Raw genomic sequence first — 26,314 nt, forward strand, 5'->3', positions numbered from 1 at the left:
GGCCGCTCCGCTGTTGTCAGCGTGTGCGGGACCCGCTTGCCCCGCGCATTGCCGTGCCCGCAGCGAGAGGACCGCCGACGTGAGCCAGTACGTGTCCCGCCTCGGCAGCAGCCGGATGGCACCGCGTATCCGGTTCCCCGGCGGCAACCGCAAGCCCCGCCGGGTCGCCATGCTCAGTGTCCACACCTCCCCGCTGCACCAGCCGGGGACGGGCGACGCGGGCGGCATGAACGTCTACATCGTCGAGCTGGCCAAGCGTCTCGCCGCCATCAACGTCGAGGTCGAGATATTCACCCGGGCGTCCGCCGGCGGCCTGCCGCCGGCGGTGGAACTGGCCCCCGGCGTCCTCGTGCGGCACGTCGACGCCGGTCCCTACGAGGGCCTGGCCAAGGAGGACCTGCCGCCTCAGCTGTGCGCCTTCACCCATGGCGTGATGCAGGCGTGGGCGGCCCGCCGCCCCGGCCACTACGACCTCGTCCACTCGCACTACTGGCTCTCCGGCCACGTCGGCTGGCTGGCGGCGGAACGGTGGGGCGTGCCGCTCGTGCACGCCATGCACACCATGGCCAAGGTGAAGAACGCCGCACTGGCAGAGGGCGACACCCCGGAGCCGGCCACCCGCGTGATCGGCGAGACGCAGATCGTGAACGCCGCCGACCGGCTGATCGCCAACACCGCGGGGGAGGCCGACGAGCTCGCCCGCTTCTACGACGCCGACCCGGCGAAGATCGCCGTCGTCCACCCGGGCGTGAACCTGGACCTCTTCCGCCCCGCGGACGGCCGCGCGGCCGCCCGGGCACGTCTCGGGCTCCCCCAGGAGGCGTTCATCCCGCTGTTCGCGGGCCGGATACAGCCTCTCAAGGCCCCCGACATCCTGCTGCGGGCCGTCGCGACGCTGCTGGAGCGCGACCCGTCCCTGCGGCGCCGTATCCACGTCCCCGTCGTCGGCGGCCCCAGCGGCAGCGGGCTCGCCAAGCCGGAGGGGCTCCAGAAGCTGGCCGCCAGGCTGGGCATCGCGGACGTCGTCCACTTTCGGCCGCCCGTCGGCCAGGAGCAGCTCGCGGACTGGTTCCGTGCCGCCTCCGTACTGGTCATGCCCTCCTACAGCGAATCCTTCGGGCTCGTCGCCATAGAGGCGCAGGCCGCCGGGACGCCGGTGGTCGCCGCCTCCGTCGGCGGTCTGCCGGTCGCCGTCCGCGACGAGCGCACCGGCTTCCTGGTGCCGGGGCACGATCCCGCGCACTACGCGGACGTCCTTGCCGGCTTCGTGCGCGACCCTTCGCGTACCGAGCGGATGGGGGCGGCGGCGGCCCGGCACGCGCAGTCGTTCGGCTGGGACGCGGCGGCGTCGGCGACCGCGGACGTCTACCAGGCGGCCATGTACGAACACCGCCGCCGTACGCGCGCCGTGCACCACTGACAGGTCACCCCTGGCGGGCCGCGCGGCTGTGACGGCCGTCGCACGCGGGCCGTGTACCGCTGACGTACGCTCGCCCCATGGCTGACGTACAGCAGGCGACGCGGGTCATCGAGCAGGCCTTCAAGGACGCCGACCTCGAATGGGAGAGCCCCGGCACGGGCTCCTACGTCGTCAAACTCCCGGGCACGCGCAAGCTTTCCACGACGTGTTCGTTCCTCGTCGGCAAGCACTCGCTCTCGGTCAACGCCTTCGTCATCCGCCACCCCGACGAGAACGACGCGGCCGTCCACCGCTGGCTGCTGGAGCGCAACCTCAAGCTGTACGGGGTGAGTTACGCGATCGACCGGCTCGGCGACATCTACCTCGTGGGCAGGCTCCCGCTGTCCGTGGTCACGCCGGAGGAGATCGACCGGCTGCTCGGCTCGATCCTGGAGGCGGCGGACGGCTCGTTCAACACGCTGCTGGAGCTGGGCTTCGCGAGCGCGATCCGCCGTGAGTACGAGTGGCGCGTGTCGCGTGGCGAATCGACGCGCAACCTCGATGCGTTCACGCACCTGACCCAGCGGCCCGCCGACTGACGTTCCTACTTCCGCGTTGCCCGGTGCACGACTCTTTCGGTGCGCCGGGTCCTCGTGGCATGCTCACCGCCGACGTAAATATGAACGTCGTTCACATCCATGGAAGGTGGCGTCATGGGGACGGATCAACGAGCCATCAGCAGACGCGCACTGCTCGGCGGTGCGACGGCCGTCGCGGCGACCGCCGCGAACGGCGGCCTCGTGGCGGCACCCGCGGCGGCTCGGTCGCGCACCACCCCTGAACTGTGGCGGGAGTTCCGCCGCGCGCCCTACACGCACCCGCAGATCCCGTACATCGGCAGTGCCGGCAGGGGCGCCGGGGCGCGTCACTTCCCGCGGCGTCCCGTCAGAGCCGACGTGCGCGACTACGGGGCCAAGGGGGACGGCTCCGTCGACTGCGCACCCGCGATCAACCGCGCCGTCGCCGCTGTCGGCGAACGCGGCGGCGGCACGGTCCTCGTCCCGCCGGGCACGTACCGCATCGACGACGTCATCCGCATCGGGCACAGCGACGTCGTCCTGCGCGGCGCAGGGAGCGGCCGCACCACCCTCCTCGCCACCAGGAGCCTCACCGAACTCATCGGCCCCTACGGCTCCCGCTACGGCGGGGACAAGTCCTCCTGGTCCTGGGCCGGCGGCCTCATCTGGCTGTGCCCGAAGGACCGTTACGCCTCCCTCACCGCTGCCATCAGGGCCAAGGCATGGCCCTTCGAGGGCTGGACCGGCAACCTGCGCGACGAGTGGACCACCCTCGCGACCGTGGCCCCCGCCCGCCGCGGCGACCGGTCCGTCACCGTCTCCGACACCTCCGGACTGCGCCGCGGACAGCTCGTGATGCTCCGCCTCGCCGACGACGGCGGCCACACCCTGCTCCGGCACATGGCCGGCGACGGGGAGGGGACGAAGACGTATGTCTGGGACGACAAGACCAAGTTGACGTCCTACGTCCCCTACGAGTGGCCCGTGCGCATCACCTCGGTCACACGCGGCCGGGTCACCCTCGAGCGCCCGCTGCCCCTGGACGTACGCCCCGAATGGGACCCCCGACTCACCACCCTCGTCACACCGCTCACCGGCTCCGGCGTGGAGGGACTGACGCTCGCGGCGATCGAGACGCCGCAGTCCCCGCACCTGCTCGACAAGGGCTACAACGGCGTCACCTTCCAGTGCGCGTACGACTGCTGGGCCGACGACGTCACCGTGCGCCATGTCGACAACGGGTTCGGCCTCGTCGCGGCCTCTGCCTGCACCCTGCGGCGCACCCGCGTCGAAGGGCGCGGCTCGCACCACCCCTACTTCTGCCGCGAGGGCTCGCACGACAACCTCGTCGAGGACTTCACCGTCGCGCGCCGCACCGTCCCGGCACCCGCGGGGACCCAGCTCCACGGCATCAACGTCGAGGGCCTGTCCAGCTGCAACGTCTGGTCGCGCGGTGTGATGGAGATGGGCACCTTCGACACCCACCGCGGCATGCCGTTCGCATGCGTCCGCACCGAGATCACGGTCGAGAACAACGGCCGCCACGGCGGCGACGCGAGCGCCGGCCCCCTGTACGGCGCCCGCTTCACCCACTGGAACGTCACGGTCACCAACGGCCGCGCGGGCCTGGTCCGGATCGACGGGATCGCCCCGTACAGCGCCACCGTCGCCATCAGCGAGGTCCGCGAGTTCGACCAGACCGACGTGCCGGACTTCACCGGAGCGCTCAACTCCCGCCTGGAGGCGTACGGAGCCCCCGGCACGGTCCACCCCGTCAACCTCTACGAGGCGCAGCGCCGACTGGGCCGCTGAACAGCGGCATGTCCGCGCGGGCCGGCCCCCGTCAGCCCCCGACGGGGGCCGCGCCCTGCTCGGTCTCCTTGTCGTTCACGGCGGTCACCTCCGCGGCCTTCGCGACCTCCACGGTCCTGGTCGCCGAAGGCTCCACCGGACCGCCCGTCTCCGCCAGCGCCCGCCGCAGCAGCAGCGAGTAACCCGCCGCTGCCACCGCGCCGACCACCGCGCAGCCCATCCACAGGACGTCGGAGCCGGGGCCGTCCACGACCCAGCCCGCCAGGATCGGAGCGACGAATCCGGCGACGGCCCAGGACATGCCCATCACTCCCTGGTAGCGGCCCCGGGCGTGCTCGGGGGACAGCCGGGCGGTGGCGGCGGCGTTCGTCGGGACGTGCACCATCTCGCCGAGCGTCCACACCACCACGGTCGCCGCGAACACCAGCGGGGTGCCCGCCAGGGCCGTCGCCCCCGTGCCGACGGCGAAGAGCAACGAGGAGACGGTGAGCAGCGCGGCCGGCGAGCGCTTGTCCGTGATCCTGTTGACGAGCAGCTGGAGGGCGACGATCACCACACCGTTGACGGCGATGACCATGCCGTACGAATCGGCCGACAGCCCCTCACCGGCCATGGTCAGCGGCAGACCCACCCACGGGGCGGTGAAGATCAGGCAGACCAGCAGGTTCAGCAGGACCAGGGTGCGGAACGGGGCGTCCTTCAGCACGTCGAGGACGGTTACCCGCTCCTCCTCGACCCTGTCGCCGGCACTGTCGACCCGGGCCGCGGGCCGGGTCTCGCCCAGCCGCATGAAGACGATCACCGCGCACAGGGCCGTCGCCACGGCGTCGGCCACGAACAGGGTGCGGTAGCCGAGGAAGATCGCGGCGCCGCCGCCGAGCGCGGCGACGGCGAAGCCCAGGTTGAGGGCCCAGTAGTTCAGCGCGTAGGCCCGGCGCAGTTCGGACTCCGGGACCATGTCCGCGATCATCGCGCTGATCGCCGGCCGCACGGCCTGCATCGCCACGCCCATCAGGAGCACCACGACCGCGATGCCCCAGGCGCTGCTGACCACGGCGAGGGCGGCGGCGCACGCCCCGCCCGCCAGGTGCATCGAGATCATCGTGGGCCGCCGGCCCCACCGGTCGGTGAGCATCCCGCCGAGCGGGGACCCGGCCACGCCGCCGAGCCCGTGCAACGCGATGACGAGACCGGCGTACCAGGCCGAATAGCCCAGTTCCTGGGTGAGGTAGAGCGACAGGAAGGTGAGCACGAACGCGCCGGTCCGGTTCACCAGCGTGGAGGTCCACAGCCACCAGAAGCCGGGGGGCAGGCCCGAGACGGTCGTGCGCGCTGCGCGTCCGAGTGAAGCGATGGACATACGGGAGCCCCCCACGGCTGTAATGGTCCTCTTGAGCATCCGCAACTTACTTAGCGGGAGGCGCCGGCCGCCACTCAATTGACGGCGATCGTCAACGGTCCGCTCCTCGGGCAGGCGCGCGGCGCCGGCGGCGGGTCGATTAGGCTCGGACGCATGGCCGACGCACCGTACAAGCTGATCCTCCTCCGCCACGGCGAGAGCGAATGGAACGCGAAGAACCTGTTCACCGGCTGGGTGGACGTCAACCTCACGGAGAAGGGCGAGAAGGAGGCAGTCCGCGGCGGTGAGCTGCTCAAGGACGCCGGTCTGCTCCCCGACGTACTCCACACCTCGCTCCAGAAGCGCGCCATCCGCACGGCGCAGCTCGCCCTGGAGTCCGCCGACCGCCACTGGATCCCGGTCCACCGGACCTGGCGGCTGAACGAGCGCCACTACGGCGCCCTTCAGGGCAAGGACAAGGCCCAGACGCTGGCCGAGTTCGGCGAGGAGCAGTTCATGCTCTGGCGCCGCTCGTACGACACGCCTCCGCCGGCCCTCGCCGACGACAACGAGTTCTCGCAGGCGAACGACGCCCGCTACCAGACCATCCCGAGCGAGCTGCGTCCCCGCACCGAGTGCCTCAAGGACGTCGTCGAGCGCATGCTGCCGTACTGGTACGACGGCATCGTCCCCGACCTGCTCACCGGCCGCACGGTCCTGATCGCCGCCCACGGCAACAGCCTGCGCGCGCTCGTCAAGCACCTGGACGGCATCTCCGACGCGGACATCGCCGGCCTGAACATCCCCACCGGCATCCCCCTCGTCTACGAGCTCGACGCCGACTTCAACCCGGTCAACCCGGGCGGCACCTACCTCGACCCGGACGCGGCGGCGGCCGCGATCGAGGCGGTCAAGAACCAGGGCAAGAAGAAGTAGCCCAAGCACGATCAGGCCCCCTGCCCGCCGGTTTCCGCGGGCAGGGGGCCGATTGCTGCGGGCGGTGCTAAGGGCTGTTCTGCTCGATCAGCAAGCCGTCGGGGCCCATCGTGTAGAACCGTGGCGGCCCCATTGCTTCCATCAGTTGCCTCCGCTCCGCTTCCTTCTCTGCGAGGTCGGGGCCGTTCGGGTCCCGTACGAGGAAGCCATGGAGTTCGATGTTCTCCGCGTCGACGTCCTCCGGTTCCGGCATGCCCTCCTGGATGAAGCCGCAGAGTGCGCGCAGCGCGTCCTCGCCGAGCTCCAGGGGGTGGAACGGCAGGGCGTAGGGCTCCTCTTCCTCGCCCGGCCAGGGGACGACATCCGCCGGACGGTGCCCGGCCCAGTAGGGAAGCTCGAAGGCCAGCGGTTCCCCGATGTTCTCGATGATCCCGTGGTCCGGTGACAGGCTCAGAGACCGGATGAGGCGTCCGTCCTCCCACACACCGAACGCCAGCCAGTCGACCACGCTGTGCATGGCGTGCAGGACCAACCGCCGGCCGGAACTCGCGGCCACGAGATGCTCGGGGAGCTGCGAGGGGTAATCGATCATCACGCGCCGATCGCAGACGATCTCCACGCCCGGCCAGCTCGCGGCGTAGGCCGTTCCATCGGAGGGATACACGCCCTCGTAGAGGTCCGAACCCTCGCACTCCTCGACGTCGCACCCCGGATAAAGACGTCGCATCATGGTCGACGTCTGTCCCCGGTCCGCCGTTCCCACCTGCCGCAACAGGTCCGGCACACAGCCGTCGGCGTACACCAGCAGACCGGTCTTCGCTCCCAAGGCCCCTCCCCGAACGCGCTCGATCGTGGCCTGCACCGTATCCCTCGCCTCCGACAACGGAAGGGGACGGGACGGCGCCCGGCCCGCACCGCGCGCATGGTCCCGATGGGCGTGATGCACTGGAGTGACAGGAGGTGCGTCGTGTCCGGTCGTGTCGGCAAGCCCCGCAACATCTTTCTCGTGTGGCTGATCTGGCCGCTGATCACTCTGGGTGTGTATCACTTCGTCTGGTACTACAAGGTCAACCGCGAGGCCCGGGACTTCGATCGCCGGATCGAGGTCAATCCGGCGTACGCGGTTCTGGCCGTGCTCGTCGGCTGGCTCGTGATCGTGCCGCCCTTCGTGTCGGTCTACAACACGGGTCAGCGCATCGCCGACATGCAGAAGGCGGCCGGGATGCAGCCCAGTTGCAATCCCTGGATCGGGTTGATCCTCATGATCGTCGCCGGTCTGCACGCGCTGTACTACCAGCACGAGCTGAACCAGATCTGGACCCACTACAGGAACCCGGCGGAGGGCGAGCAGGTGCCCCTCGCGGCCTGATGTCCGAGGGGACGGTCGAGCCGCGAACAAGCCCCCTGCCCGCAGGGACCAACGGGCAGGGGGCTTCAAGTTCGGGGATGCAGGGGGCAAGGGGTCAGCCTGTGCGGCCGGTCACTTGTTGTGTCCGCCCGGGGCGTGGCCCGCCGGGTTCCGGTTCTCCGTCTCCTGGGTGTGCGCGCCGCCCTTGCAGTCGGGCTGCTGGCCTCCGGGCTCCTGGCCGGCCGGGTTGGTGCAGGAGACGGGCACAGGCTGGATCTTGGCGTCGGCGATCCCGGCGCCGCCGAGAGCGAGCGCACATGCCGCGGCTCCCGCCGCGAACCCCGCTCCCAGCCTCTTCACCGTCAAGCTGCTGGTCATAGTCGCTCAGCCTCCAAGCTTGATCGGGCTGCGCGGCAGAGCGTCGCCGGCTGTCGCGCATGTCCGCTGCCGACGCTTCTCGGGTGGACCGGCGATGTCAACCAAATCGGGTAAATTTACTGTAAATAGGGGTAATTGGTATTCGCGGTGCGCCTGCAGCACCGGTGCGGCCCGGCACAGCGAGGGCCCTGTCCGCGACCGGACGCGCCACAGCGAGGGCCCCGTCCGCGAGCGGACGGGGCCCTCGTCGTGCGTGTGCGTGTGCGCGTCAGCCGCAGCAGCCGCCGCACTGGCAGGGGGCGCCGGACTGGCAGCCGCAGCCGCAGCCGGAGCCGCAGCCGCAGGCGCCGAGGACCGGCAGATGGACCGCTTCGCGCGGGGCTTCCTGCCGGGGGTCGGTGGTGGGGGATTCGGCCATGGGTCCCTCCTCAGGGGCGTACGGGAATGCCGCCACGCCCATTGCAGTCCCGCCGAGCCGGGCGCATCAACGGCGCATGCGCGCAAGCGCCCCCTCGTGCGCCCCCTCGGCGCCGTTACGCGCCCTCCACCGTCGTCTGCTGCTGGATCTCGTCGGCGTGCTCACCCGTCACCAGGTACACGACGCGCTTGGCCACCGACACCGCGTGGTCCGCGAACCGCTCGTAGTAGCGGCCGAGCAGCGTCACGTCGACCGCCGTCTCGATGCCGTGCTTCCAGCGGTCGTCCATCAGGTGCTGGAAGAGCGTGCGGTGCAGCAGGTCCATCTCGTCGTCGTCCTGCTCCAGCTGGAGCGCGAGGTCGACGTCCTTGGTGATGATGACCTCCGCCGCCTTCGCCATCAGGCGCTGGGCCAGCTGCCCCATCTGCAGGATCGTGGCGTGCAGGTCGTTCGGCACGGCACGGTCCGGGAAGCGCAGCCGGGCCAGCTTGGCCACGTGCTGGGCCAGGTCGCCGGAGCGCTCCAGGTCGGCGCTCATCCGCAGCGAGGTGACCACGATCCGCAGATCCGTGGCGACCGGCTGCTGCCGCGCCAGCAGGGCGATCGCCCGTGCCTCCAGGTCGTGCTGAAGATCGTCGACCTTCTGGTCGCCGGCGATCACGTTCTCTGCGAGCTTGAGATCGGCGTCGAGCATGGCCGTGGTGGCGCGCCCGATCGCCGACCCGACCAGCCGGGCCATTTCGACCAGGCCCTCGCCGATCGAGTCCAGTTCCTCGTGGTACGCGTCCCGCATGGTGTCCCTCTCTTGATACGACCGGGGTCCGGGTGGGGCTCGAACCCCCACGCTCCCACGTTCCGCCGGGCAGGAGTCCGACGGCTCCATCCCAAATGAACCAGCACTATCCCCTTGGTGAACTCTGAGCGACGACTGTTCGAGGTGCCACCCGTTTGGCTGGGAGAGTGCCCCGCGACCCGCATAACCTGAATGCATGGACGTGAACGCGGCGGTTGCCGCAGCAGCAGCGATCGCCGGTCTCTGCACCGGTGTCATCGCGGTGCTGGCGTTCCGCTGGAGCGAGCGCGAACAGAAGCGGCCCACCCGGACGTCGCTCCACACCGATGCCGTGCTCCCGCCCGGCGTCGACACGGTCCTGTCGGTGCTCCGCAGTTCGGCCGTCGTCCTCGACGAGTCCGACTCCGTCGTCAAGGCCAGCTCCGCGGCGTACGCCCTCGGCCTGGTCCGCGGCGGCAAACTCGCCGTGGAACCGATGCTGCACATGGCCCGCGACACCCGGCGTGACGGGGAGATACGACAGGTCGAGCTGGACCTGCCCCGCCGCGGCACCGGTCGCGGCGAGGCGCTGGCCGTCTCGGCCCGCGTCGCGCCGCTGGGCTCGCGTCTCGTGCTGCTGCTGGTCGAAGACCTGACGGAGGCCCGCCGCATAGAGGCCGTACGGCGTGACTTCGTCGCCAACGTCAGCCATGAGCTCAAGACCCCCGTCGGGGCGCTCTCCCTGCTCTCCGAGGCTGTCATGGACGCCTCCGACGACCCCGAGGCCGTCACCCGCTTCGCCGGCCGGATGCAGATCGAGGCGACCCGGCTCACCAACCTCGTGCAGGAGCTCATCGACCTCTCCCGGGTGCAGAACGACGACCCGCTGGAGGATTCCGAGCCCGTACGGGTCGAGGAACTGGTCGCAGAGGCCATCGACCGCTCCCGGCAGACCGCGTCCGCCAAGCAGATCACCATGGCCGCGGGAGCCGCCGCCGACCTGCGGATCTGGGGGAACCGTGGCAAGCTCGCAGCCGCGCTCGGCAATCTCGTCGAGAACGCCGTCAACTACTCCCCGGCCCGTACCCGCGTCGGCATCTCCGCCCGCCGCGTCTCGGCCCCCGGCGGGGACCTGATCGAGATCGCCGTGACCGATCAGGGCATCGGCATCTCCGAGAAGGACCGCGAGCGGATCTTCGAGCGGTTCTACCGGGTCGACCCCGCCCGTTCCCGCGCCACCGGGGGCACCGGCCTGGGGCTGGCCATCGTCAAGCACGTGGCCGCCTCGCACGGCGGGGAGGTCACGGTGTGGAGCTCCGAGGGACAGGGCTCCACCTTCACGCTGCGGCTGCCAGAAGCAGGCGCGGCGAAAGAACGCGCAACCAGCGGCCAGGATCGCGTCGAAGAGGACGACGACCGGCCTTACGACACCGATCCGAACACCGAAATTCCTGCCCCGGAGGTCCTTCCGTGACCCGAGTGCTCGTCGTCGAGGATGAGGAATCCTTCAGCGACGCCCTGTCCTACATGCTCCGCAAGGAGGGCTTCGAGGTCGCTGTGGCGACCACGGGCCCCGACGGACTCGACGAGTTCGAACGCAACGGAGCCGACCTGGTGCTCCTCGACCTGATGCTGCCCGGACTGCCCGGCACCGAGGTGTGCCGCCAGCTGCGGAGCCGCTCGAACGTGCCCGTGATCATGGTGACCGCCAAGGACAGCGAGATCGACAAGGTCGTCGGCCTGGAGATAGGAGCCGACGACTACATCACCAAGCCCTACTCCACGCGGGAACTGGTCGCCCGCATCCGCGCGGTGCTCCGCCGCCGCGGCGAGCCGGAGGAGGTCACGCCGGCGGCCCTGGAGGCCGGGCCGGTGCGCATGGACGTGGACCGCCACGTCGTGACCGTCTCCGGCGGCAAGGTGGACCTGCCGCTCAAGGAGTTCGACCTGCTCGAGATGCTGCTGCGCAACGCGGGCCGCGTGCTGACCCGTATGCAGCTGATCGACCGGGTGTGGGGCGCGGACTACGTGGGGGACACCAAGACCCTCGACGTCCATGTGAAGCGGCTGCGCGCCAAGATCGAGCCGGACCCGGGCGCGCCGCGCTATCTGGTGACGGTCCGCGGCCTGGGCTACAAGTTCGAGCCGTAGGAGTCAGGCGGACCGGCCGTCCGCCGGACGCACAGCGAAGGGGCGCCCACCGGAATCCGGCGGGCGCCCCTTCGGCGTTCGTGAGCGGGGGTCAGTGGCCCGCGCTGTGCGACGCGGACGCCGAGTCGGTGGGCTGCTCGGGCTCGCTGCCGGCCGCCTCCGTGTCGCCGGCCGGCGCCTCGGGGGAGGCCGGGGTGCCGGTGGGGGTGCCGGACGGGCTGCCCGAGGGGGAGTTCGTCGGCGTGGCGGGCGACGGCTTCGGCTTCGGCACCTCGGTCGGGCCGAAGTCCTTGAAGTAGTTCGTCGCCGGGACGACCAGCGCCTGCAGCTTGACGTCGCCCGTCTCGCTGAACCGGAAGACGACCTCTTGCATGGAGCCGTCGTTCATCGCCTGGTTGCCGTTCTCGATCACGGCGGACGCGTTGTCCTTGCCACCGATGATGAGGCGGCCCTGCGCGGGGACGGTGACGGCCTTGGAGCCCTTGGCGGGGGTCAGCTTCACCTTGACGTCGGAGCCCGGCAGCGTGACCGACTCGAGGGTCTGCGGCTTCACGCCGTCGTTGAAGATCGTCAGGGCCACCACGGCGGGGCCCTTCACGTCCGGCTTCGGCTGCGTGATGACGTTCACGTTCTGCAGCTTCAGGTTGTCGACGGCGGTGGCCGCGTTGTCCGGCCTGACACCGAGGGTCTGCGCGTCGTTGCCCGCACCGCAGGCGGAGAGCGAGGCGATCGAGAAGACGATGGCAGCGCCGGCGAGGGCACCGCGTCGAAGGCTGCTGCTCACGGCGGCGCTTCTCCTTCTACGTACGGACGGGGTGGTGGCGGCTGTCACCGGCTAAGGGCGTGTCAGCTCGCGCTCAGGTTACCGAGCCGCCGATCACGTCCCGCACCCGACCCGCCCTTTGCCGGCGGCGGACGAGAAGGACCCGTCCGGGCGGACATCAGGTCGGACATCCGGCCGGCTTGTCGGCGGGTGTCCCGCGCGACCCTTTGAACCCTCTGACGTGACCCTCTGACGTGACCCTCTGACGTGTCCGGATGCCGTGCCCCGGCCACGCGTTCCGATCATGTGTTCCGATCACCCGCCGACCCGCCGGTTCACATAACCGTGGTGATCAATTTCCTGGGGCGTCGCGCATTCCTTGCGAATAGCAGCGGTGATCAATTCCGGATTCTCCGGCGCGTCGGTCCGTACGGGTGAGCGGCGGCCGAACGGAGTACGGGAAGTTCACCGTCAAGAATCCGGCAAATCGGGACGTTCAGCCTCTTCGGAGGGGGGTACGCGCTCTGTGACGCGCGCGTTTCCGTCCGCCCGCGCAGCGGCTCCGACCTGCGAATACCGCACTCCGGAAGCCGTCCGCAGCACGTTCCTGTCTCGGTTGTCAAGCCCCGAGATATGCCCTGACCTGCGAAAACGCCATTCAGAAGAAGCCGTATCCGTGTTACCCTGGATAGCCACGGAAGGGGTACCTGTCACATGACGTTCAAGGTTGGCGACACCGTGGTCTATCCCCATCACGGGGCCGCGCTGATCGAGGCCATCGAAACTCGCCAGATCAAAGGCGTGGACAAGACCTACTTGGTGCTCAAGGTCGCCCAGGGTGACCTGACGGTTCGCGTGCCAGCGGACAATGCGGAGTTCGTCGGCGTTCGCGATGTGGTCGGCCAGGACGGACTCGACCGGGTCTTCGAGGTGCTTCGTGCACCGTACGCCGAAGAGCCGACGAACTGGTCCCGTCGCTACAAGGCAAATCTCGAGAAGCTCGCCTCGGGCGATGTCATCAAGGTCGCCGAAGTAGTGCGCGACCTGTGGCGTCGTGAGCGCGAGCGTGGGCTTTCCGCAGGTGAGAAGCGGATGCTCGCAAAGGCGCGCCAGATCCTGGTGAGCGAGCTCGCCCTCGCGGAGAACACCAATGAGGACAAGGCCGAGGCTCTGCTCGACGAGGTCCTCGCGTCCTGACGCACAATAATGCCGCGGTGCCCGCTGGCACGCTGTGAAATCACCCTCCGTGAAATCCAGCCTGCCGCCGGGCGCTGCGGCATGTGTAGGACAGGTCGCAGCTGAAGGCTCGCAAGGGTCGCAACTTTCTGACGGTCGCGACCGTCGTCGTCCGGCACCGTGGCGTGCCGGGCCTCGGCGGCTGGCGCAGACCAGTGGTCACGGAAGGGCCCGTCAAGGCGTCGCGCCCGGCACGCTGTGGCCATACCCATGTCGGCTGAGGAAACAAACCTGCCGGAGTGCAACCGATGTCAGACGTATCGCGCCACCACCGCACCGCGGCCGTGATCCCGGCCGCGGGCCGGGGTGTGCGGCTCGGTCCCGGTGCCCCGAAGGCGCTCCGCGCGCTGAACGGCACGCCCATGCTCGTCCACGCCGTTCGTGCGATGGCCGCATCCAGGGCCGTCTCGCTGGTCGTGGTGGTCGCGCCGCCCGACGGCGCCCCCGAGGTGAAGCGGCTCCTCGACGCGCACTCCCTGCCCGAGCGGACGGACTACCTCGTCGTCCCCGGCGGGGACACCCGGCAGGAGTCCGTACGCCTCGGTCTCGACGCGCTCCCCGACGACATCGGCACCGTGCTCGTGCACGACGCGGCCCGCCCGCTGGTGCCCGTGGAGACCGTCGACTCGGTCATCGAGGCCGTACGCGACGGCGCTCCCGCCGTCGTGCCCGCGCTGCCCCTCGCGGACACCGTCAAGCTGGTCGAACCGGCCGGCAAGGACGAGCCCGAGCCCGTCGTCGCCACTCCCGACCGGGCCGCTCTGCGCGCCGTGCAGACACCCCAGGGCTTCGACCGCGAGACCCTCGTGCGCGCGCACGCGACGGTCACCGACAACGTCACCGACGACGCGAGCATGGTCGAGCAGCTGGGCCTGCGGGTCGTCGTCGTACCGGGGCACGAGGAAGCGTTCAAGGTGACCCGGCCGCTCGATCTCGTACTGGCCGAGGCCGTACTCGCCAGGAGGAGGGCCACCGATGGCTTCTGAGGAGCTCCGCCTGCCGCAGGTCGGCATCGGCACCGATGTGCACGCCTTCGAGAAGGGCCGCGAGCTGTGGTGCGCCGGCCTGCTCTGGGAGGGACCGGAAAGCGACGGGTACGGCCTCGCGGGGCACTCCGACGGTGACGTCGCCGCGCACGCCGCCTGCGACGCCCTCTTCTCCGCTGCCGGCGTCGGTGACCTCGGCGCGCACTTCGGCACGTCGCGGCCCGAGTGGTCCGGCGCCTCCGGGGTCGCCCTGCTCTCGGAGGCGGCGCGGATCGTGCGTGCCGCCGGGTTCGAGATCGGCAATGTCTCCGTTCAGGTGATCGGCGTACGCCCCAAGATCGGCAAGCGCCGCGAGGAGGCGCAGAAGGCGCTGTCCGCCGCGGTGGGCGCGCCGGTCTCGGTGTCGGGGACCACCACCGACGGTCTCGGCCTGACCGGACGGGCGGAAGGGCTCGCCGCCATGGCGACCGCGCTCGTGGTCCGCACGGGGTGACGGGGGGCCGGCACGGATGTGGTCCGTGTCACCTTGATGTCATGTCCTGGCAGGAAACGGTCGCGAGGCACTACCACGCGCCCACTACCCTTGTTGCGTGACCATTCGCCTGTACGACACCAGCGCCCGGCAGATCCGTGACTTCGCCCCCCTCGTGCCGGGTTGTGTCTCGATCTACCTGTGCGGTGCGACTGTGCAGGCCGCCCCGCACATCGGGCACATCCGGTCGGGACTGAACTTCGACATCATGCGCCGCTGGTTCGAGTACCGCGGCTTCGACGTCACGTTCATCCGGAACGTGACCGACATCGACGACAAGATCATCGCCAAGTCGACGGACCAGGGCCGCCCTTGGTGGTCCATCGGTTACGAGAACGAGCGGGCCTTCAACGACGGCTACGAGGCCCTCGGCTGCCTCCCGCCCACCTACGAACCGCGCGCCACCGGCCACATCACCGAGATGGTCGAGATGATGCGCGGCCTGATCGAGCGGGGGCACGCCTACGAGGCCGACGGCAGCGTCTACTTCGACGTGCGGTCCTTCCCCGAGTACCTGGCGCTGTCCAACCAGGACATCGACGACCTCCGCCAGCCGGACGAGGGGGTCTCGGGCAAGCGCGACCCGCGCGACTTCGCCATGTGGAAGGCGACCAAGCCGGGCGAGCCCTCCTGGGAGACCCCGTGGGGCCGCGGCCGGCCGGGCTGGCACCTGGAGTGCTCGGCGATGGCGCACAAGTACCTCGGTGAGGCCTTCGACATCCACGGCGGCGGTCTCGACCTGATCTTCCCCCACCACGAGAACGAGATCGCCCAGGCCAAGGCCTACGGCGACGCCTTCGCCTCGTACTGGGTGCACAACGCCTGGGTCACCATGAGCGGCGAGAAGATGTCGAAGTCGCTCGGCAACTCGGTGCTCGTCTCCGAGATGGTGAAGAACTGGCGGCCCATCGTCCTGCGCTACTACCTCGGCACCCCGCACTACCGCTCGATGATCGAGTACAGCGAGGAGGCCCTGCGCGAGGCCGAGTCGGCGTTCGCGCGGATCGAGGGCTTCGTCCAGCGGGTCGTCGAGAAGGCGGGGCCGGTGGCGGCTGCCGCCGAGGTGCCGCTCGCGTTCGCCGAGGCCATGGACGACGACCTGGGTGTGCCGCAGGCCCTGGCGATCATCCACACCACGGTCCGGCAGGGGAACAGCGCGCTGGCCGCCGACGACAAGGAAGCCGCCGTAGCACGCCTCGCCGAGGTCCGTGCCATGCTGGGAGTCCTCGGCCTGGACCCGCTCGACCCGCACTGGGCGGGCGAGGCCGACCGCGGCGAAGACCTGCACGGGGTCGTCGACACGCTCGTCAGGCTCGTGCTCCAGCAGCGCGAGTCGGCCAGGTCCCGCAAGGACTGGGCGACGGCGGACGCCATCCGCGACCAGCTGAACCAGTCCGGACTCGTCATCGAGGACGGTCCCGACGGACCGCGCTGGACACTCGGACCGCGCTGAGCACCGGGCGCATGTGCCGCCCGGGGTTCCGGGCGGCACACTTTCACTTAACGACGCGATCCAGAGGAACGAAAAGTCATGGCCGGGAACAGCCAGCGCAGGAACCGCCGCACGTCCAACAAGAAGGGCGCGCAGGTCGGCAGCGGTGGCCAGCGTCGCCGCGGTCTCGAGGGCAAGGGCCCGACGCCGCCCGCCGCCGCCCGTAAGGGGCACAAGAAGAACCGGGTCGCCAACGCGCAGGCGAGGAAGGCCTCCACCCGTCGGCCCGTCGCCCGTCGCGGCGGCAAGGGCACGTCCGAGATGGTCGTCGGCCGCAACCCGGTCTTCGAGGCGCTGCGCGACGGCGTGCCGGCCTCCACGCTCTACGTCCAGCAGTTCATCGACAACGACGAGCGGGTGCGCGAGGCGCTCCAGCTCGCCACCGGACGCGGCAACATCAACATCATGGAGGCGCCGCGCCCCGAGCTCGACCGGCTGACGAACGGGCTCAACCACCAGGGCCTGGTGCTCCAGGTCCCGCCGTACGAGTACGCGCACCCGGAGGACCTCGCCGCCGCCGCGTTCGACGACGGTGAGGATCCGCTGATCGTCGCCCTCGACGGTGTCACCGACCCCCGTAACCTGGGCGCCGTCGTCCGCTCCGTGTCGGCCTTCGGAGGCCACGGCGTGGTCGTCCCCGAGCGCCGCGCCGCGGGGATGACCGCGGGCGCCTGGAAGACCTCCGCCGGCACCGCCGCCCGGACGCCGGTCGCGCGGGCCACCAACCTGACGCGCGCCCTGGAGTCGTACCAGAAGGCCGGTCTGACCGTCGTGGGTCTGGCCGCCGACGGTGAGAGCGAGGTCGGGGACCTCGAGGCTCTCGCCGGCCCGCTGGTCATCGTCGTGGGCAGCGAGGGCAAGGGTCTGTCCCGTCTCGTCGGCGAGACCTGCGACTACCTGGTCCGCATCCCCATGCCGGGCGGCGCGGAGTCCCTCAACGCGGGTGTCGCGGCCGGTGTCGTCCTGTACGAGGCGGCCAAGCGGCGCGCCTGAGGACCGTATCGGGCCGTTTTCGGACGGCCGTGGGCGCAAACCGGTCGATTAGGAACGCTTGACGGGTCTCGGACAGATCGGGCCCGTCCCGGCCGTGCCCTAAACACGCATCACTCGGTTAGATGAGTGTGGACACCAGAACGCCCCGGTCCGGGTTCGATGATCAGCCTGCGTTGAGCATGGTGAAGGTGGACTGCGATCCCGCGCAGGTCATCGTCAGCCACGCCAGTTTCCGGGTGCAGCTCGCCCGGAGCCCCCGCCCCGCACGTGCCACGGCGGACACCGCGCGCCTCGCCCCGCTCGCCGGAGCCGGCGCGGCGGCTCGGCCGCGCAGGGCGCCCGTCGTCTGGAGCGGCAGGTCGGCTCCCGGGGACTCCGGGGCGACCGGGCTGCTCCAGGCCGTACGCAACTCCACCCTCGAGCACGACGCCTACAGCGCGGGCGCCACCCAGGTCATGCCCCGCGTCGACCTCGACGAGACCGTGGCGGCCCCCACGGTCCCTGCCCCCGGGGGCCCCGGCCGGGACAGGCCCCTGCTGCCTCCGATGCGGCAGGCGGTCGGCGCCTACGACTCGTACGACACCGCCCCCTCCCACGGCGAGCAGCCGTACGACGCGGGGACGTACGAGGTCGAGGCGTACGACGACGAGGGCTTCGAGCAGGAACGGGCCGGGCGGCGCTCCCCGCAGCGCCACGGCGCGGACTCCGTGCGGCACGCCTATTACCCCGGCCGCCGGATGAACCTCGGAGTGGTGCTCCTGCCGCTCCGGGTGCTTCTCGGCCTCATCTCCGTGTACGCCGGCATGGGCAAGCTCTGCGACCCCGTCTACTTCGACGGCGGCGACCGCGGCTCCATGGTCAAGTGGCTCAACGCCCTGAACCCGTGGGCGCTCGGCGAGCCGATGCGTGACTTCGCGATCGCCCACCCGGTCGGCGCCGGGCTCACCGTCGCCTTCCTCCAGGTCATCGTCGGCGTCCTCACCGTCCTCGGGCTGTGGCAGCGCGTCGCGGCGGTCGTCGGAGCGCTGCTCTCGGCGGCTCTGATCATGACGGTGAGCTGGCGTTCGGTCCCCGTCTACGAGACGCCGGACCTCATCTACCTGGCGGCGTGGTCGCCTTTGATCATCGCCGGCGCGCCCGTCTACTCGATCGACGGCCGTCTCGCCGGCGAGGCCTGGCGCACCCTCGGGCCGCGTTCCGAGCTGTGGGACCTGCGCCGGCGCGTCCTGCGCCGCGGCGGCCTCGTCGCCGCGGTCGTCGTCGGGCTCACGATGCTCGTCGGCTCGATCCTCGGCGGCGCCGTCCGCTCGAACGACATGGTCACCGTGCCCGGCCCGAACCAGAACCCGACCAACTACCTGCCCGGCGCCCCGCTGCCCGAGGAGTCGGGAACCGGCGCCGGCTCGCCGCGCCCGCGCAAGGAGAAGCCCTCCCCGTCCGCCAGCCGGCCCACCGAGAAGCCCCAGGAAGCGGCGTCCACGCCCGCACGGGAGGCCGTGCGGGAGAGCGGGCAGGTCGCCGGTACGCCCAGCGAGACGCAGGGCAGCGGCCCGCAGTCGCCCAGCGGCTCCCAGCCCGCCCCTCCGCCGTCCTCCGGCACCACGGGGCCGACCTCGACCGGCGGCAGCAGCTCGGGCGGCACGACCGGCGGCGGATCCGACGACGGTTCCGGCGGCAGCAGCGGCGGCTCCGACGGGGGCGGCGGCGTGATCGGCGGCCTGCTCGGCTGACCGTCCGTCCGGCCGCGAAAGACGCGGAGGGGCGGCCACCGGGGATCGATCCGGTGGCCGCCCCTTCGTCCGTCCGGCGGGAAGCGCAGGACGGGAACGTCAACGCACCTGGGTGGAAAGCTCCTTGGCGGCCTCCGTCAGGTCCTTCGCCGTGTCGATCGCCCGCCAGTAGGCCCCGTTGGGCAACGGGAAGCCGGCCAGCCGTCGTTCGCGCGCCAGCCGTGGGAACGTCGTCCGCTCATGGTCGCCCACATCGGGCAGGAGCCCCGTGAACTCCGCGGAGAAGACGTACACGCCGGCGTTGATCAGGTACGGCGACGGCGGCGACTCGATGAAGTCCGTGATGTGCCCGAAGGCGTCCGTCTCTACGGCACCCCAGGGGATGCGCGGACGCGCGAGCGCGAGGGTCGCGGCGGCGTCGCGTTCGGCGTGGAAGGCGGCCATCTCGCGCAGCGAGAAGCGGGTCCAGATGTCGCCGTTGGTCGCGTACCAGGGCTGATCGGGATGCGGCAGGGCGGCCGCGGCGTACTTGAGGCCGCCGCCCCGGCCCAGGGGCTCCGTCTCGACGACGGTCTTGACGCGCAGGGGAAGCACCGCGCTGTCCAGCCACTCCTGGAGGACCTCCGCGAGGTGCCCGCAGGACACCACGACGTCGGTCACGCCCTCCTCGGCCAGCCAGGCAAGCTGGTGGCCGATGATCGGGGTGCCGGTCCCCGGGATCTCGACCATCGGCTTGGGGCGGTCGTCGGTGTACGGGCGCAGCCGAGAGCCCTGGCCGCCCGCCAGGACAACGGCCTGCGTCGGAAACGTAGGCGTTTGCATGACCTGAACGATATGCGGCGGGCCGGCCGCCCCTGGGCCCGGGACTGCGTCGGTGGCCGCCCCTAGGCCCGGGACGGCGTCGGTGGCCGTGCGGGGCGGTGGGAGCGGCCCTTGGGGGCCGCAGGAGCGCCTTGGACGGCGCTCAGGGCCCGGTGGGCTGCCCCGGGCCCCTCATGGTGCGCGACGGCCGTCAGGAGCCCTGTGCCTGCTGCGCGACGCCCGTGGCGAACGACGTGTCGCAGACGGGCCGGGAGAACGACTGGGCGCGGGTCGGCCCGTAGAGGTCCACCGCGGCACGGCCGAGGGCACGCGCGAGGGACATGCAGTGCTCGGCGAGCGACGGGCGCGCCTCGATCTCCCGCTGGAGGTGGGTGAGGGCGACACCCGGGTCCTTGGTCTGCAGTTCCATGAGCAGCCGGTCGCGCAGAACGTCCTGCGGGGCGCGGGACTTGGCGCGTACGGACACGTTCTCCGAGGAGGCGGTGAGCATCTGCGACTGGGTGGCCTGCCCTGCCCACGGGACGGCGGTGACCGCGAGGGTTCCGGAGAGCACCAGGACGACAGGCAGAACGAGGGCGAGAGTGCGGCCGATTCGGCGGGCTGTGTGGGTCACGCTCGCGAGCGTAGCGGCCAGTGATGATTTGGCGACATTTAGTCACTCACGCGAGGGATGGTTCGACTGCGGCTTTCGATTACCGTGTTGACGCCGGTCGGTGAAATGAGCTGAACGTCAGCCTCTGACGGCTTATTTGCCGAATTACCCGAAAAGCCGGGCCCGCGCACCGAAGTGCGGGGCCCGGCCTTTCGTCGCTGCTGTGCTTCGCGGCCCGGCCGCGCGGCGGGTCAGCCGCTGAGGCGCTCGCCCGTCGACGTCGAGAAGACGTGGATCTCGCCGGAGCGCGGCACGACGTGGAGCTCGCTGCCCTTGTCCGGGACGGCGCGGCCGCCGACGCGGACGACGAGGTCCTTGTGCTCGCCGCCGACCTGGGCGGAGCCGTACACGTAGCCGTCGGCGCCGAGCTCCTCCACGACGTTCACGGACACGGCGAGGCCGGCCGGAGCGTCCTTGGAGAGGGTCTTCGTGTCGCCCGCGCCGTGCTCGACGACGTCGAAGTGCTCGGGGCGGACGCCGACCGTGACGGTGGTGTCGCCCTTGTCGGCGGCGGCGGACAGGGCCTCGCGGGAGACCGGGACGACGCTGTTGCCGAACTTCACGCCACCGTCGGTGATCGGGACCTCGACGAGGTTCATGGCCGGGGAGCCGATGAAGCCGGCGACGAAGAGGTTGGCGGGACGGTCGTACATGTTGCGCGGCGAGTCGACCTGCTGGAGCAGGCCGTCCTTCAGCACGGCGACCCGGTCGCCCATGGTCATGGCCTCGACCTGGTCGTGCGTGACGTACACGGTGGTGATGCCGAGACGGCGCTGCAGGCTCGCGATCTGCGTACGGGTGGAGACACGGAGCTTGGCGTCCAGGTTCGACAGCGGCTCGTCCATGAGGAAGACCTGCGGCTCACGCACGATGGCGCGGCCCATCGCGACACGCTGCCGCTGACCACCGGAGAGGGCCTTCGGCTTGCGGTCCAGGTAGTCGCTGAGGTCGAGGATCTTCGCGGCCTCTTCGACCTTCTTGCGGATCTCGCTCTTGTTGACGCCGGCGATCTTGAGCGCGAAGCCCATGTTGTCGGCGACGGACATGTGCGGGTAGAGCGCGTAGTTCTGGAACACCATGGCGATGTCCCGGTCCTTCGGCGGCAGGTGCGTGACGTCGCGGTTGCCGATCCGGATGGATCCGCCGTTGACGTCCTCGAGACCCGCGAGCATCCGCAGGGAGGTCGACTTGCCGCAGCCGGACGGCCCGACGAGTACGAGGAATTCGCCGTCCTCGGTCTCGATCTCGAGCTGGTCGACGGCGGGCTTCTCGGAGCCCGGGTAGATCCGGGTCGCCTTGTCGAACGTGACAGTAGCCATGCTGATGTGTCTCCTTCACCGGCAGGAACGTGCCGGACGATCCGAGTAAGGGAGTGGTCTGGTCCAACGGAGTGGACCTGCGGTGACGCTACCTGGCGATCGGGGATCTGTCAGTAGCCGGTGGCAGGAGAAATCCCGCCGGGGCGGCGTGAGCGTTGGTTACACTTCTCTCGCTGCCTCCTTAGCTCAGTTGGCTAGAGCGCTTGACTTGTAATCTTGAGGTCGTCGGTTCGACTCCGACAGGAGGCTCCAGCACGCGAAGGGCCCCCGGACAGACCGTCCGGGGGCCCTTCGCCGTGTGCCGGTCAGTGGCGGCCGGAGATCTTGTCCGCCAGGGTCGCGAGGCGGGCCGTCGTCGGGGTGTGGGTGGCGGCCTCGAGCCGGTCGGCCCTGCGGTAGGCGGAGTAGAGGGTGTGGACGCCCAGCCAGCGCAGGGGTTCCGGTTCCCACTTGCGGACCTTGTGGTTGACCCAGGGGAGCGCCGTCAGGTCGGTGGGGCCCGACTGGCCGGAGTCCTGCTGGATCAGGTCGCGCAGGGTGCGGGCGGCCAGGTTGGAGGTGGCGACGCCGGAGCCGACGTAGCCGCCGGCCCAGCCGAGGCCGGTGGAGCGGTCGAGGGTGGCGGTGGCGCACCAGTCGCGGGGGACGCCGAGGACGCCCGACCAGGCGTGGGCGATCTGCGCGCCGGCGAGCCGGGGGAAGAAGCGGATCAGGATCTCGCGCAGCGCCTCGACGGTGGCGGGGCCGGTGCGTCCGTCGTTGTCGGTCCGCGAGCCGTAGCGGTAGGGGGCGCCACGGCCGCCGATCGCGATGCGGTTGTCGGCGGTGCGCTGGGCGTACATGTAGGCGTGGGCCATGTCGCCGAGGGTTTCGCGGCCGGACCAGCCGATCTCGTCCCATGCGTCGTCCGGGAGCGGCTCCGTGACGATCATGGAGGAGTTCATGGGGAGCCAGGTGCGGTGCTGGCCCTTGAGGGACGCGGTGAACCCCTCGGTGCAGCGCAGGATGTAGGGGGCGCGGACGGTGCCGTACGGGGTGACGGCGTGCTTGGGCCGGATCTCCGTGACGGGCGTCGACTCGTGGACGGTGACGCCGAGCGCCTCCACGGCGGCGGCCAGGCCCTTGACCAGTTTCACCGGGTGCAGGCGGGCGCCGTGCGGGGTCCAGCTGCCGGCGACGGCGCCGCTGACGTGGACGCGTTCCGCGGTCTCGCGGGCGCCGAGCAGCGTCCGGTCCTTCTCGCCGAAGGCGATCTCGACGGAGTGGAAGTCCTTCAGGCGCTGGAGCTGGGCGGGCGTGCGGGCGACCTCGAGTACGCCGCCCTTGTGGATGTCGGCGTCGATCTTCTCCTCGCCGGCGACGCGGACGACTTCGTCGACGGTGTCGTTCATGGCCTGCTGGAGGCGTACGGCGGCGTCGTGGCCGTGGAGCCGGGCGTAACGGTCGCGTCCGGCGATGCCGTTGTAGAGCCAGCCGCCGTTGCGCCCCGAGGCGCCGTAGCCGCAGAACCTGGCTTCCAGAACGGTGATGTTGAGGAAGGGGACGGCCTTCTTGAGGTAGTACGCGGTCCACAGGCCGGTGTATCCGCCGCCGACGATGCAGACGTCGGCGCTGCTGTCGCCTGGGAGGGGTTCGCGGGGGACGGGGGCGCCGTCCTGCGCGTACCAGAACGATATGCCGCCGTTGACGGTGTTCATGTGGGTCGCTGCTTTCCCTGCCGTTGGGTGGGCCGTGTGGCGGGAATTTACTGCTCCGGGCCCCATTCCGCGACGTAGGGCCGTGCGCGGGCGGCGGTCGGGCGGGCGGTGGTCCGCTCCGTGGAATCTTCTGGCGCGCCGAGCGGTCGAAAAGGCAGGCTGGGCGCATGATTCGTACTGCCGCACCCGCCGATGTGCCCGTGATCCACGAGATGGTCCGGGAGCTCGCCGAATACGAGAAGGCCTTGCACGAGGCGAACGCGACCGAGGAGCAGCTGCGTGAGGCGCTGTTCGGTGAGCGGCCCGCCGCGTTCGCGCACATCGCGGAGACGGAGGACGGCGAGGTCGCCGGTTTCGCGCTGTGGTTCCTGAACTTCTCCACGTGGCGCGGTGTGCACGGGATCTATCTGGAGGACCTGTACGTACGGCCGGCGCTGCGGGGCGGCGGCCACGGGAAGGCGCTGCTCACGGAGTTGGCGCGGATCTGTGTGGAGCGCGGCTACGAGCGCCTGGAGTGGTCGGTGCTGAACTGGAACACCCCGTCGATCGACTTCTACCGGTCGCTGGGGGCACGGCCGCAGGACGAGTGGACGGTCTACCGGCTGACCGACGGGGCGCTCAAGAGCCTCGGAGCCTGACCTTCGGAACCTGGGGCCGGACCCAGGGGCCCAGGTCATGACGGGCGGAGGCCTGGGGCCTACGGGACGAGGACGACCTTGCCGACGGTGCCGCGTGTCTCGAGGGCGCGGTGCGCGTCGGCGGCGTCCGCCAGGGCGTAGCGCTGGACGGCGGGGCGGAGCCGGCCGGCGGCGGCCTCGGCGAGGGCGCGGCCCTCGAGGGCGCGCAGACCGCCGGCCTTCTCGAGCATTGCGGGGCCGAGTACGCCCTGTGAGGTGATGCCGCGTTCGGCGAGCTCCTCCTCGGTGAGGGTGAGTGGGCTGTCGGAGAGGATGCCCTGGCTGGACCAGCCGAAGACGATGTGTCTGCCGCCCTTGCCGAGGAGGTCCACGGCGGCGCGGCCGGCCTCGCCGCCGACGGAGTCGTAGACGACATCGGCGCGCCGGTCGCCGAGGTGGCCGCGTACGGTGTCGGGCCAGTTCGGCCGGGTGTAGTCGACGGCCAGGTCGGCGCCGTTGTCGCGTACGCGGGCGGTCTTGGCGGGACCGCCGGCCAGGCCGACGACGGTGGCGCCGGCGTTCTTGGCGTACTGGACGATCAGGGTGCCGATGCCGCCCGCGGCGGCGGGGACGATCACGATGTCGTCGGGCCGGAGGTCGGTGTACTGGAGGATGCCGAGCGCGGTCCTTCCGGTGCCGATCATGGCGACGGCCGCCGCCTCGTCGAGTTCTCCGGGGATCTCGTGGAGCCGGTCGGCGTCGGTGACGGCGAGTTCGGCGTAGCCCCCGGGCGCCATGCCGAGGTGGGCGACGACGCGCTTGCCGAGCCAGGCGGGGTCGGTGCCCTCGCCGAGGGACTCGACGACGCCGGCGACCTCGCGGCCGGGGATCGTCGGCAGTTCCACGGCGACCGGGTACGGGCCCCGCGCGCCCTCGCGCAGAGCGGTGTCGAGGAGATGGACACCGGCGGCGGCGACGGCGATCCGTACCTGGCCGGGGCCGGGTACGGGGTCGTCGGTCGTCTCGTAGGTCAGGTTCTCCGCGGGGCCGAAGGCGTGCAGGCGGACGGCGTGCATGGTGTGGGCTCCCTTGTGACGGGGTCGACTGTGCTGGTGTCGTCGGGCCCACTCTTCAACCTCAAGCGCGCTTGACGTCAAGGCGGTTGCGGGCCGCCGTGTGCGAGTTGCCGCGCAGCGCGAGCGAGGCCGCCTCCAGCGCGCTGTTGAAGGACACCTCCGAGAGCAGCCCCGGTGCCGCCACCTGGTCCCCGGCGAGGTAGACGCCGTCACCGCGGTCGATGGCCGGACGGTCGCGCCAGGTGGTGCCGGGCAGGTCGACGGCGCCGGTGCGGCCGTTCGCGAGCGCTTCGCGCCGCCACACGGTCCGCTCCCGCCAGCCGGGGAACCCGAGGTCGAGGAGGGCCTCCGCATGGGCGGTTCCCTCGGCCTTGGACCCGTCGGGTCCGACGGGGAGCTGGCCCTGTACAAGCTGCTCCCCGGCGGGGGCGAGGGTCGGGTCCTGGGCGGTGAAGCGTTCCAGCCAGCCGGGGGCGTCGAGGTCGGAGACCACGAACGCGTCGCCGCGACGCGTCCGCAGCGCCAGGTCGACAAGCGTGGTGCGGCCGCTGGTCCAGCGCAGGGAGTCGTCGCCGAGGAGGCGGCGGGCCGCGTCGAGGGTGGTGGCGACGATGACGGGGCCGTGCCCCTCGGGCAGGGCGTCGACGCGTGACGTGGTCTCGATGCGTACGCCGAGGTCCCAGGCGCGGGCGGCCATCCGTTCGACGACCTGCCCCCAGCCGCCGCGCGGGTAGTGCGCCTCCGGCGGCAGGGCCGTGGCGCGCCGGAGGCGTTCCTGGACGAACGCGGCGGAGAGCGAGCCGGGGTCGTGGTGGAAGAGCGCGACGCCCATGTAGTGGGCGGCCGCCCGGGCGGCGCGCTCGCCCACGACGGTCGTCGCCCAGGTCAGGAAGTCGGTGTCGACGGGGGCCGAGCCGGCCGGCCGCCGGGCGAGCCGGAGCATCCCGAGGGGCGGGGTCCGGCGCAGCACGCCGTCGCGGCGGAAGCGGAAGCGGGCCCCTTCGAGCGGGGACAGGGGCGCGAGGGGGCCGAGCAGGCCGCGCTGCTTCAGCCAGGTCCAGTGGGGGCCGCGGTTGTAGAGGGCATGGGGACCGTCGTTGGTCCGGTAGGGGCCTTCGCCGGTGCGGGCGCGTCCTCCGAGGGTGTGGTGGGCCTCGTACAGGGACACACGGGCGCCGGACTCGGCGGCGGTGATGGCCGCGGTGAGGCCGGCGAAGCCGCCGCCGATGACGGTGATCTCATGCATGGCTGTCTCTCCCGGATCGTTC

General features: G+C 71.0%; 26 protein-coding genes and 1 tRNA gene. 15 read left to right on the forward strand and 12 right to left on the reverse strand.

Annotation, left to right across the window (positions count from 1 at the left end; translation table 11 throughout):
- Positions 1-79 precede the first annotated feature (79 nt).
- From mshA to AB0K36_RS09045, 3 genes are all read left to right on the forward strand, one after another.
- Entirely contained in the window at positions 80-1,420 is a 1,341-nt protein-coding gene (gene mshA / locus AB0K36_RS09035; RefSeq protein WP_364590418.1) for a D-inositol-3-phosphate glycosyltransferase, read from the forward strand.
- Between the two features lie 77 nt (positions 1,421-1,497).
- On the forward strand, positions 1,498-1,998 hold the full coding sequence (locus tag AB0K36_RS09040; protein ID WP_364590421.1) for a type III secretion system chaperone family protein: 501 nt from the start codon (positions 1,498-1,500) through the stop codon (positions 1,996-1,998).
- A 114-nt stretch (positions 1,999-2,112) separates the two neighbouring features.
- Positions 2,113-3,789: a glycosyl hydrolase family 28-related protein gene (locus AB0K36_RS09045; RefSeq protein ID WP_364590424.1), complete on the forward strand. Its 1,677-nt coding sequence runs from the start codon at positions 2,113-2,115 to the stop codon at positions 3,787-3,789.
- Between the two features lie 31 nt (positions 3,790-3,820).
- On the opposite strand, the gene AB0K36_RS09050 is transcribed toward AB0K36_RS09045, so the two are convergent.
- Complete coding sequence (locus AB0K36_RS09050) at positions 3,821-5,149, reverse strand: MDR family MFS transporter (protein ID WP_364590427.1); 1,329 nt, start codon at positions 5,147-5,149, stop codon at positions 3,821-3,823.
- Between the two features lie 153 nt (positions 5,150-5,302).
- On the opposite strand from AB0K36_RS09050, the gene AB0K36_RS09055 reads away from it, so the two are divergent.
- Positions 5,303-6,064, forward strand: a complete 762-nt coding sequence (locus tag AB0K36_RS09055) for a phosphoglyceromutase (RefSeq protein WP_364590430.1) — start codon at positions 5,303-5,305, stop codon at positions 6,062-6,064.
- Positions 6,065-6,131: 67 nt separating this feature from the next.
- On the opposite strand, the gene AB0K36_RS09060 is transcribed toward AB0K36_RS09055, so the two are convergent.
- On the reverse strand, positions 6,132-6,890 hold the full coding sequence (locus AB0K36_RS09060; protein WP_364590433.1) for a DUF6928 family protein: 759 nt from the start codon (positions 6,888-6,890) through the stop codon (positions 6,132-6,134).
- A gap of 141 nt (positions 6,891-7,031) precedes the next feature.
- On the opposite strand from AB0K36_RS09060, the gene AB0K36_RS09065 reads away from it, so the two are divergent.
- Complete coding sequence (locus AB0K36_RS09065; protein ID WP_364590436.1) at positions 7,032-7,433, forward strand: DUF4234 domain-containing protein; 402 nt, start codon at positions 7,032-7,034, stop codon at positions 7,431-7,433.
- A 111-nt stretch (positions 7,434-7,544) separates the two neighbouring features.
- Here AB0K36_RS09065 and AB0K36_RS09070 read toward each other — a convergent pair whose 3' ends face one another.
- From AB0K36_RS09070 to phoU, 3 genes are all read right to left on the reverse strand, one after another.
- Complete coding sequence (locus AB0K36_RS09070; protein ID WP_364590439.1) at positions 7,545-7,790, reverse strand: hypothetical protein; 246 nt, start codon at positions 7,788-7,790, stop codon at positions 7,545-7,547.
- Positions 7,791-8,058: 268 nt separating this feature from the next.
- The gene (locus AB0K36_RS09075) at positions 8,059-8,208 is read right to left on the reverse strand and encodes a hypothetical protein (RefSeq protein WP_364590442.1); all 150 of its coding nucleotides are present in this window, start codon (positions 8,206-8,208) and stop codon (positions 8,059-8,061) included.
- Between the two features lie 115 nt (positions 8,209-8,323).
- The gene (gene phoU / locus AB0K36_RS09080) at positions 8,324-9,001 is read right to left on the reverse strand and encodes a phosphate signaling complex protein PhoU (protein ID WP_005315637.1); all 678 of its coding nucleotides are present in this window, start codon (positions 8,999-9,001) and stop codon (positions 8,324-8,326) included.
- 196 nt (positions 9,002-9,197) lie between these two features.
- Here phoU and phoR point away from each other — a divergent pair, with 196 nt between their 5' ends.
- Positions 9,198-10,454 (forward strand): two-component system sensor histidine kinase PhoR, encoded by a 1,257-nt coding sequence (phoR, locus tag AB0K36_RS09085; RefSeq protein WP_159690443.1) that lies wholly within the window; start codon positions 9,198-9,200, stop codon positions 10,452-10,454.
- Positions 10,451-11,131 carry a two-component system response regulator PhoP gene (phoP, locus tag AB0K36_RS09090; RefSeq protein WP_189468606.1) on the forward strand — a complete coding sequence of 227 codons (681 nt, stop codon included), beginning with the start codon at positions 10,451-10,453 and terminating at the stop codon, positions 11,129-11,131. The genes phoR and phoP overlap by 4 nt, the downstream gene beginning before the upstream one ends.
- Before the next feature lie 91 nt (positions 11,132-11,222).
- On the opposite strand, the gene AB0K36_RS09095 is transcribed toward phoP, so the two are convergent.
- Positions 11,223-11,915 carry a DUF461 domain-containing protein gene (locus tag AB0K36_RS09095; protein WP_364590446.1) on the reverse strand — a complete coding sequence of 231 codons (693 nt, stop codon included), beginning with the start codon at positions 11,913-11,915 and terminating at the stop codon, positions 11,223-11,225.
- Between the two features lie 693 nt (positions 11,916-12,608).
- Between AB0K36_RS09095 and AB0K36_RS09100 the strand changes: the two genes are divergently transcribed.
- The 6 genes from AB0K36_RS09100 (at position 12,609) to AB0K36_RS09125 (ending at position 18,863) form a co-directional block, all read left to right on the forward strand.
- The gene (locus AB0K36_RS09100; protein ID WP_003953493.1) at positions 12,609-13,091 is read left to right on the forward strand and encodes a CarD family transcriptional regulator; all 483 of its coding nucleotides are present in this window, start codon (positions 12,609-12,611) and stop codon (positions 13,089-13,091) included.
- 287 nt (positions 13,092-13,378) lie between these two features.
- Positions 13,379-14,116 (forward strand): 2-C-methyl-D-erythritol 4-phosphate cytidylyltransferase, encoded by a 738-nt coding sequence (gene ispD / locus AB0K36_RS09105; RefSeq protein ID WP_307707128.1) that lies wholly within the window; start codon positions 13,379-13,381, stop codon positions 14,114-14,116.
- A complete protein-coding gene (gene ispF / locus AB0K36_RS09110) occupies positions 14,106-14,609 on the forward strand; it encodes a 2-C-methyl-D-erythritol 2,4-cyclodiphosphate synthase (protein ID WP_364590449.1) in 504 nt (167 codons plus the stop codon). The genes ispD and ispF overlap by 11 nt, the downstream gene beginning before the upstream one ends.
- Before the next feature lie 97 nt (positions 14,610-14,706).
- Positions 14,707-16,101 (forward strand): cysteine--tRNA ligase, encoded by a 1,395-nt coding sequence (cysS, locus tag AB0K36_RS09115; RefSeq protein WP_364590452.1) that lies wholly within the window; start codon positions 14,707-14,709, stop codon positions 16,099-16,101.
- A 78-nt stretch (positions 16,102-16,179) separates the two neighbouring features.
- Positions 16,180-17,133, forward strand: a complete 954-nt coding sequence (gene rlmB / locus AB0K36_RS09120) for a 23S rRNA (guanosine(2251)-2'-O)-methyltransferase RlmB (protein ID WP_364590455.1) — start codon at positions 16,180-16,182, stop codon at positions 17,131-17,133.
- 179 nt (positions 17,134-17,312) lie between these two features.
- Positions 17,313-18,863: a DoxX family protein gene (locus AB0K36_RS09125; RefSeq protein ID WP_364590458.1), complete on the forward strand. Its 1,551-nt coding sequence runs from the start codon at positions 17,313-17,315 to the stop codon at positions 18,861-18,863.
- 99 nt (positions 18,864-18,962) lie between these two features.
- On the opposite strand, the gene AB0K36_RS09130 is transcribed toward AB0K36_RS09125, so the two are convergent.
- The 3 genes from AB0K36_RS09130 to AB0K36_RS09140 all read right to left on the reverse strand — a co-directional run bounded on the left by AB0K36_RS09130 (position 18,963) and on the right by AB0K36_RS09140 (position 21,656).
- Complete coding sequence (locus AB0K36_RS09130; protein WP_005315660.1) at positions 18,963-19,685, reverse strand: nucleotidyltransferase family protein; 723 nt, start codon at positions 19,683-19,685, stop codon at positions 18,963-18,965.
- A 190-nt stretch (positions 19,686-19,875) separates the two neighbouring features.
- Positions 19,876-20,298 (reverse strand): hypothetical protein, encoded by a 423-nt coding sequence (locus AB0K36_RS09135; RefSeq protein WP_364590461.1) that lies wholly within the window; start codon positions 20,296-20,298, stop codon positions 19,876-19,878.
- Between the two features lie 230 nt (positions 20,299-20,528).
- Positions 20,529-21,656, reverse strand: a complete 1,128-nt coding sequence (locus tag AB0K36_RS09140) for an ABC transporter ATP-binding protein (protein ID WP_189468622.1) — start codon at positions 21,654-21,656, stop codon at positions 20,529-20,531.
- Positions 21,657-21,831: 175 nt separating this feature from the next.
- Between AB0K36_RS09140 and AB0K36_RS09145 the strand changes: the two genes are divergently transcribed.
- Positions 21,832-21,908: transfer RNA gene (locus tag AB0K36_RS09145), tRNA-Thr, on the forward strand.
- Positions 21,909-21,961: 53 nt separating this feature from the next.
- On the opposite strand, the gene AB0K36_RS09150 is transcribed toward AB0K36_RS09145, so the two are convergent.
- Positions 21,962-23,353 carry an NAD(P)/FAD-dependent oxidoreductase gene (locus AB0K36_RS09150; RefSeq protein WP_364590464.1) on the reverse strand — a complete coding sequence of 464 codons (1,392 nt, stop codon included), beginning with the start codon at positions 23,351-23,353 and terminating at the stop codon, positions 21,962-21,964.
- Positions 23,354-23,520: 167 nt separating this feature from the next.
- Between AB0K36_RS09150 and AB0K36_RS09155 the strand changes: the two genes are divergently transcribed.
- Complete coding sequence (locus tag AB0K36_RS09155; protein WP_364590467.1) at positions 23,521-23,991, forward strand: GNAT family N-acetyltransferase; 471 nt, start codon at positions 23,521-23,523, stop codon at positions 23,989-23,991.
- A 59-nt stretch (positions 23,992-24,050) separates the two neighbouring features.
- Here AB0K36_RS09155 and AB0K36_RS09160 read toward each other — a convergent pair whose 3' ends face one another.
- Together AB0K36_RS09160 and AB0K36_RS09165 are read right to left on the reverse strand one after the other, a co-directional pair.
- On the reverse strand, positions 24,051-25,046 hold the full coding sequence (locus AB0K36_RS09160) for a zinc-binding dehydrogenase (protein WP_364590470.1): 996 nt from the start codon (positions 25,044-25,046) through the stop codon (positions 24,051-24,053).
- A 61-nt stretch (positions 25,047-25,107) separates the two neighbouring features.
- Complete coding sequence (locus AB0K36_RS09165; protein ID WP_364590472.1) at positions 25,108-26,292, reverse strand: NAD(P)-binding protein; 1,185 nt, start codon at positions 26,290-26,292, stop codon at positions 25,108-25,110.
- Positions 26,293-26,314: the final 22 nt, after the last annotated feature.

Origin of the sequence: Streptomyces kurssanovii, from assembly GCF_040677245.1 — a bacterium.
In the GTDB taxonomy this organism is placed as follows: domain Bacteria; phylum Actinomycetota; class Actinomycetes; order Streptomycetales; family Streptomycetaceae; genus Streptomyces; species Streptomyces kurssanovii.